Here is a 6,454-nt window from a genome sequence, read left to right as displayed (position 1 = left end):
AAAAGTCAGCTCTGACTCCACTTCACAAAGGCTGTCCGAGCCTCCGCAAGGCTCTTCCAGCCTTTGCTCCAGTGGTTCAGAGCTTAACGACTTTTGTCGCACTCTAACTTTGAAGCTCGCTAGGCGAGAGACCTTGGCTCGAGCCGGTGCCATGGCTCTTCAACGATCAAATTCAATAGCGGAACGTATGCTCGCTAATACAATACATCAAAGCTTCCTTATTTTTTTCAAATTCAATCCTAGCACATATAAAAGCAGGATCAGAAATTGAAGGGCAAATGGAATCGTTAGGGAGAATATTTTTTCGATGAGGGCTAGGGCTAAGAAGATAAAGAGGCCATGCACAATGGTCAGTAACAGCGACCGTAAAATTTCTCGCGACATAAGTACCCCTCCTAAAAATTAATTCAATGCTTTCATTAAGGCCAGGCTAACATATTAAAGGGCTTCAGCCAAATCAAAATTACTCCAAGACTTATTGCTTCGGTTTGGAAATAAAACATGCTAGACTGGTTACTGAATGTAAGTAAAGACGGAAAAAGTAAAACAAAGGAGCAAATATTCTATGACTAGACATGTGACCGAATCAGCGACTCAAGTGACTACTAAAGCGGTGGCAATTAATGCGCTCGACCCCAAGGCCTTGGCAGACTTCTACCAAGAAACAATCGGACTTAGCCTCATTGAGGCCAAGGCGGATGCCTATTATTTAGGCACGCCAGATGGGCAAGTTCTCCTCGAGATCTATCCCACTGATGAGCGCAAGAAGGACTATACTGGCCTCTACCATATGGCCTTCCTCCTGCCCAGCCGCAAGGACCTAGCCAATAACTTCAAGCACCTCCTTCAGGTTAAAGCGCCCCTGGAAGGTGCCTCTGACCACGGCTACAGCGAGGCCCTCTACCTCCAGGACCCTGAGGATAATGGGATTGAAATCTATGCTGACAAGGACCAAGCTGAATGGGATATTAACGAATCTGGAGCTATCGCTGGGATCGTTGAGCCTATAGCGGCAGAAGAAGTCCTCGCCCTAGCTGATCCAGGCGACTACCAGGGCATGCCGAACGGAACAATCATGGGCCACATCCACCTCCACGTCCATGATATCGAAGAGACCATGAACTTCTACTATGACGTGATGGGTCTCGGCGTCAAATTCCTCATGGGCAAGTCCGCCCTCTTCATGGCGACCGGTGACTACCACCACCACCTTGGGGCCAATGTTTGGCGCAAGGGCATCGATCCACAGGCAGACTATACCAGCCAGGGCCTCCGCGAAAGCATCTGGCAGGGGAGCCAGGAAGACCTGGACTGGGTGGAAGACCAACTCAAGGCCAAAGCGATCGACTATGACAAAGACGGGTCTAGCCTCATCTTCCACGACCCCGCCCAAACCCAAATTCGCTTAGTCTTAGCCTAATTTTAGGTGACATATGAAGTAGATGTCAGGGTTGACCCTTGGACTAGAGTTTTGAATGATTTAACAGCAAATAAAGAGGCCAGGACCTTTGTCCTAGCCTCTATTTTTATACTTATATTCTCTAGTCTTCCTTCTTCCGACCCTCCCACCAGTAGTAGAGGACGATGAGGAAGGCGATATTTCCAGGTATGGAGCTAAAGGCCTCCAAGAGGGCGGGTGACCAAAAGTATTCCAAGATACCGTTTAAGAGTGTATCGATGACAAGACACCAAAACACATACTTTAAACTGGAGCGTGGCATGTCGATTCCTCCTTGCTTAGGGGGCTGAGCTCGCTCCTTCACGAAGCGAGCAAGTGACGGCTGGCAAGTCAATACAAATTATGTTTACGCTTACATGATAACATGTTAGGCTTTTAGCGTGAAATGATAGGCTCCTAACTTGTGGAAGTCTTCTAAAGATAAAATTATGAGCACAGGGGGCTTTTTTTTGATACAATGAAGGAGACAGAATAAAATATGTGCGAAGAATGTCAGACTCGAGCTGGGATTCGGAAGAAATGCGAGGGGGAAGGAGCGCATTTCCTTCCTTTTTTCTTTCTTGGCTTGTGACTGCGCGGCAAGCGACTAAGGAGGTAATTAAAATATGGGAAAGGTAATTGCGGTTGCCAATCAGAAAGGTGGCGTTGGTAAGACCACCACGACAGTGAACCTGGCGGCCTGCCTGGCTTACAATGATAAGAAGGTTCTCTTGATCGATAGCGATGCCCAAGGGAATGCCAGCAGTGGCCTAGGGATCAACAAGGCAGAGGTCGAAGAGGATATCTACGATGTGCTCATTAATGGCAAGGACTTGGCAGATGTGACCCTGCCTTCTTCCCGGGAGAATGTGGATGTCGTCCCAGCGACCCTGCAATTGGCGGGGGCTGAGGTGGAATTGACCAATGTTCCCCACCGCGAGCAGCGGATGAAGGAGGCCATTGCGCCGGTCCGCGACCAGTATGATTATATCTTTATCGATTGCCCGCCTTCCCTGGGACACTTGACCCTCAATGCCTTCACCGCAGCGGATTCCGTCCTCATTCCTGTACAGAGTGAGTACTATGCCTTGGAAGGGTTGAGCCAGTTGCTTAACACTATCCAACTGGTTCAGAAACACTTCAATCCGCACTTGAAGCTGGAAGGGGTCTTGATGACCATGTATGACGCGCGGACCAATCTCAGCAATGAAGTGGTCCAAGAGGTGCGCAAGTACTTCGGTGACAAGGTCTATGACACCCTGATTCCGCGCAATGTCCGTTTATCCGAAGCCCCTTCTTATGGCCTAGCCATTATCGACTATGACAAGCGATCGCGGGGTGCGGAAGTCTATCTTGAATTAGCAAAGGAAGTGCTGGCAAATGACGACTAAGAACCGTGGTTTAGGTAAAGGGATCGGCGCTTTCTTCTCCGATGAAAGCAATCCTTTTGAAAAAGATTATATCGGAAGCGACAGCCAGGAAGCCGCCCAGGCGCCGCTTGATCCTGATCATGAGCAGGTGGTAGAGGTTGCCCTTGATGAGATTCGCCCCAACCCTTACCAGCCGCGGCTCAATTTCTCAGAGAAGGCCCTGCAAGAGTTGGCGGATTCCATTGCGGAACAGGGGCTCCTCCAGCCCATTATCCTCCGCAAGTCGGCCATTAAGGGCTATGAGATCATTGCAGGGGAGCGCCGTTACCGGGCGACCAAGCTGAATGCGGCCGAGACCATCCCCGCTATTGTACGCGAGATGACCGATGCCCAAATGATCGAAACCGCGATCATTGAGAACTTGCAGCGGGAAGACCTGACGCCTTTAGAAGAGGCCCAGGCCTATCAGAATTTAATTGATAGCTTGTCTCTGACTCAGGCTGAAGCGGCCAAGCGTTTGGGCAAGAGCCGGTCCTATATTGCCAACTACCTCCGCCTCTTGGACCTGACACCGGAAGTGAAGGAATTGGTCCAAGACGGTGACTTGTCCATGGGCCAGGCCCGGACGCTTTTGGCCCTAAAGAATCCCAAAGACCAGACCCGACTAGCTAAGAAGGTGGTCAATGAGGGGATGACGGTCCGCCAATTGGAGAAGATGGTCCAGAGTCTGAATGAACCCGTCGAAGCTCAGAAGAGTCAGAAGGTCCAAGAGCCGCAGAAACCGACCTATATCCGCGAGAGTGAAGACCTCTTGATGGACAAGTTCGGGACCAATGTGCAGATCCAGAGCAAGGGGGACCACGGCAAGATCGAGATTGAATACTTGTCCGAGGAAGACCTGACCCGGATCTTAGACTTATTGAATATTCGCCTAGATGATTAAGGAGGGGATAGGATGGTAGACAAGAATTATGGCCTCCATGATGTGGTCGAGATGAAGAAGCCCCACCCTTGCAAGACCAATGCCTGGGAGATTATCCGCATGGGCATGGATATCCGGATGAAATGTCAGGGGTGCGGCCAGTCCGTGATGATGCCACGGCGCGAATTCGAAAAAAAAATGAAAAAAGTTCTTGAAAAAGAAGAAAATGAATAGGAAAGTGAGTGAACAATAAGCAATGGCTTTAACAGCAGGAATTGTCGGCTTGCCAAATGTGGGCAAGTCAACCTTATTTAACGCAATTACCAAGTCGCAAGTGGAAGCAGCCAACTACCCCTTCGCGACGATTGACCCCAATGTAGGCGTGGTGGAAGTCCCTGACGACCGCCTCTGGAAGATTACCAAAGTGGTAGAACCTAAGAAGACGGTCCCTACGACCTTTGAATTTACCGATATTGCGGGTATCGTGAAGGGAGCCTCCAAGGGGGAAGGCCTAGGCAATAAGTTCCTAGCCAATATCCGTGAAGTGGACGCCATCTGTCATGTGGTCCGTTGTTTCGATGATGAGAACATTACCCATGTGAGCGGCGGTATCAATCCCCAAGACGATATTGAGACCATCAACCTGGAATTAGTCCTGGCTGACCTGGAAAGTGTCAGCAAGCGCTACGAAAAAGCAGCTAAAATGGCTAAGTCCAAGCAGCATGAGGCCGTTGTTGAAGCCAATGTCCTGGGCCGGATCAAGGAAGCCCTGGAAGCTGGTACGCCTGCCCGGGCCTTGGATTTCAACGAAGAAGAGATGGGCTTTGTTAAACAGCTATTCCTTTTGACCATGAAACCTGTCCTCTATGTCGCCAATGTGGAAGAAGAGGATGCCGCATCTGGCAACAACGAACACGTCCAAGCGGTTCGCGAAATTGCGGATGCGGAAGGAGCTCAAGTGGTTGTTGTCTGCGCCAAATTGGAAGAAGACCTGGCAACTATGGAAGAGGATGACCGGGCCATGTTCCTGGAAGACCTCGGTATGGAACAATCAGGCCTAGATGTCTTGATCCAACGGTCCTACACCCTGCTTGGCCTTGCCACTTACTTTACCGCTGGGGAGCAAGAAGTTCGGGCTTGGACCTTCAAGAAGGGCATGAAGGCTCCTCAAGCCGCTGGCATTATCCACTCCGACTTCGAGCGCGGCTTCATCCGGGCTGAAACCGTCCACTACGATGACTTAATGACTTACGGCAGCATGCAGGCTTGCAAGGAACACGGTAAGTACCGGTCGGAAGGTAAGGATTATGTCGTTGAAGATGGCGACATCATGCTCTTCCGCTTCAATGTTTAGGAGGTTTTTCGATGACACAAGACCAATCCATTAAAGACCAGGAAGTCAGCCTGGCTGACCTCCAAGCAGAAAACCAGAAACTCTACCCTGAACTGACCAAGCGCAACCAAGACTTCATCTTCCAATTCAATAAGGAAATGAAGGCCCAGGGTGCAGAAGAAGCGGCCATCTGCCATGAAAATACTATGATCAAGGAAATGTTGGACAAGCAGGGCCAGGGGATTACGGCCAACCACCTCTACGGCACGCCTACCCAATATGCCCAGCAAGTCCTGTATGGTCCTAGTGAAGTCGAGGTGAAGCCTGCGAGCTTCCAGCAGCTCTGGTTGGATAGCGCCCTCTTCATCGGCGGTATGTTCGCTGCCCTAGCTGGTATCGGTGCCATCAGTAGCAACCAAGAGGCTAACAGCCAATCCTTCGGTGTGATTTCCTTAATCATTAACTTTGTCCTTGGTGGTTTGGCTATGGCGATTCTGACTTACTACCAACAAAACATGGACCGAGAGGCTAAACACCCCGTCCTCCGCTATATTGGTGTTGGCGCAGCGGTGGTTATCGTCTGGATTGGCGTGGTTAGCCTGAGCACCCTCCTTATCCCTGCCAGCATCAACGTTGTCCTCCCCGCCTTCCTCTACTTCGCCATCGCCGTCATCGCCTTCGTCGGCAGATGGTGGTACAAGAAAACCTATAACATCCAAACAAACACACTGTTTTAAATCAGGGTGTGAGACTTGGCGCCTAGGCTTGGATGGTTGGAACAAGTCAGAATAAGAGCGAAGAATTCGCTCGTTTCTGACTTGTGAAACCACTCCAAGCCTGCCAAGTCGAACCCGACTATAAGGGTGCGAGCAGTTGCGCCCAGACTTGAATGACTGGAGCCCAAACGGAAAAGAGCGGCCTTAGCCGATCGTTCCGATTGGGTGAAGTTACTTCAAGCCTGCCAAGTCGAACCCGACTATACAGGGTGTGAGCAGTTGCGTTCAGAAGCTTACCACTGGAGCACGATCGAAAAAGGGCAAGCCCCACTTGCACGTTTCGATCGTGTGAAGTGGAGAAGCTTCTGCCTTTGCGAACCCGACTACACAGGGTGTGAAGGCTAGCGGGAGAAATAGATCTCTGGAGCCAAAAGCCAGAGAAGACTGAAAGTCTTCGGCGGATTTTGGTGAAGAGGAGCTATTTCTGCTAGCCTGAACCCGACTATACAGGGTGCGAGCAGTTGCGCCCAGACTTGAATGACTGGAGCCCAAACGGAAAAGAGCGGCTTTAGCCGATCGTTCCGATTGGGTGAAGTCACTTCAAGCCTGCAACTGCGAACCCAACTACACAGGGTGTGAGAGCGCGCGGTTAGCTTCCTTTCACTGGAGCAAGTC

At 50.6% G+C, this 6,454-nt stretch carries 8 protein-coding genes; 6 read left to right on the top strand and 2 right to left on the bottom strand.

Going from position 1 to position 6,454, the window contains the following annotated elements; all coding sequences use genetic code 11:
• Window positions 1-207 precede the first annotated feature (207 nt).
• Window positions 208-384, bottom strand: a complete 177-nt coding sequence (locus HMPREF2626_RS10160; protein ID WP_168162726.1) for a hypothetical protein — start codon at window positions 382-384, stop codon at window positions 208-210.
• A gap of 181 nt (window positions 385-565) precedes the next feature.
• On the opposite strand from HMPREF2626_RS10160, the gene HMPREF2626_RS07935 reads away from it, so the two are divergent.
• Window positions 566-1,420, top strand: coding sequence for a VOC family protein (locus tag HMPREF2626_RS07935; protein WP_070619833.1), 855 nt, complete (start codon window positions 566-568; stop codon window positions 1,418-1,420).
• A 121-nt stretch (window positions 1,421-1,541) separates the two neighbouring features.
• Here HMPREF2626_RS07935 and HMPREF2626_RS07930 read toward each other — a convergent pair whose 3' ends face one another.
• Window positions 1,542-1,721 carry a hypothetical protein gene (locus HMPREF2626_RS07930; RefSeq protein ID WP_070619830.1) on the bottom strand — a complete coding sequence of 60 codons (180 nt, stop codon included), beginning with the start codon at window positions 1,719-1,721 and terminating at the stop codon, window positions 1,542-1,544.
• 343 nt (window positions 1,722-2,064) lie between these two features.
• Between HMPREF2626_RS07930 and HMPREF2626_RS07925 the strand changes: the two genes are divergently transcribed.
• The 5 genes from HMPREF2626_RS07925 to HMPREF2626_RS07905 are packed head-to-tail and all read left to right on the top strand — an operon-like array spanning window position 2,065 to window position 5,800.
• Window positions 2,065-2,829: a ParA family protein gene (locus HMPREF2626_RS07925; RefSeq protein ID WP_070619827.1), complete on the top strand. Its 765-nt coding sequence runs from the start codon at window positions 2,065-2,067 to the stop codon at window positions 2,827-2,829.
• A complete protein-coding gene (locus HMPREF2626_RS07920; RefSeq protein WP_070619824.1) occupies window positions 2,819-3,751 on the top strand; it encodes a ParB/RepB/Spo0J family partition protein in 933 nt (310 codons plus the stop codon). The genes HMPREF2626_RS07925 and HMPREF2626_RS07920 overlap by 11 nt, the downstream gene beginning before the upstream one ends.
• Window positions 3,752-3,763: 12 nt before the next feature.
• Window positions 3,764-3,964, top strand: coding sequence for a DUF951 domain-containing protein (locus HMPREF2626_RS07915; protein ID WP_070619821.1), 201 nt, complete (start codon window positions 3,764-3,766; stop codon window positions 3,962-3,964).
• 22 nt (window positions 3,965-3,986) lie between these two features.
• Entirely contained in the window at window positions 3,987-5,084 is a 1,098-nt protein-coding gene (gene ychF, locus HMPREF2626_RS07910; RefSeq protein WP_070619819.1) for a redox-regulated ATPase YchF, read from the top strand.
• 11 nt (window positions 5,085-5,095) lie between these two features.
• The gene (locus HMPREF2626_RS07905; RefSeq protein WP_070619816.1) at window positions 5,096-5,800 is read left to right on the top strand and encodes a DUF1129 domain-containing protein; all 705 of its coding nucleotides are present in this window, start codon (window positions 5,096-5,098) and stop codon (window positions 5,798-5,800) included.
• The last annotated feature ends 654 nt before the right edge of the window (window positions 5,801-6,454 follow it).

The sequence above is a fragment of the Aerococcus sp. HMSC062A02 genome (genome assembly GCF_001809535.1).
Taxonomy (GTDB): Bacteria; Bacillota; Bacilli; order Lactobacillales; family Aerococcaceae; genus Aerococcus.
Note: the sequence above shows the minus strand (reverse complement) of the source record. Positions and strands in the feature narration are given on the sequence as shown.

Bases quoted from the DNA above. Each gene is read 5' to 3' on its own strand.
- HMPREF2626_RS10160 (WP_168162726.1), bottom strand. From the start codon at position 384: ATGTCGCGAGAAATTTTACGGTCGCTGTTACTGACCATTGTGCATGGC.
- HMPREF2626_RS07935 (WP_070619833.1), top strand. From the start codon at position 566: ATGACTAGACATGTGACCGAATCAGCGACTCAAGTGACTACTAAAGCG.
- HMPREF2626_RS07930 (WP_070619830.1), bottom strand. From the start codon at position 1,721: ATGCCACGCTCCAGTTTAAAGTATGTGTTTTGGTGTCTTGTCATCGAT.
- HMPREF2626_RS07925 (WP_070619827.1), top strand. From the start codon at position 2,065: ATGGGAAAGGTAATTGCGGTTGCCAATCAGAAAGGTGGCGTTGGTAAG.
- HMPREF2626_RS07920 (WP_070619824.1), top strand. From the start codon at position 2,819: ATGACGACTAAGAACCGTGGTTTAGGTAAAGGGATCGGCGCTTTCTTC.
- HMPREF2626_RS07915 (WP_070619821.1), top strand. From the start codon at position 3,764: ATGGTAGACAAGAATTATGGCCTCCATGATGTGGTCGAGATGAAGAAG.
- ychF (WP_070619819.1), top strand. From the start codon at position 3,987: ATGGCTTTAACAGCAGGAATTGTCGGCTTGCCAAATGTGGGCAAGTCA.
- HMPREF2626_RS07905 (WP_070619816.1), top strand. From the start codon at position 5,096: ATGACACAAGACCAATCCATTAAAGACCAGGAAGTCAGCCTGGCTGAC.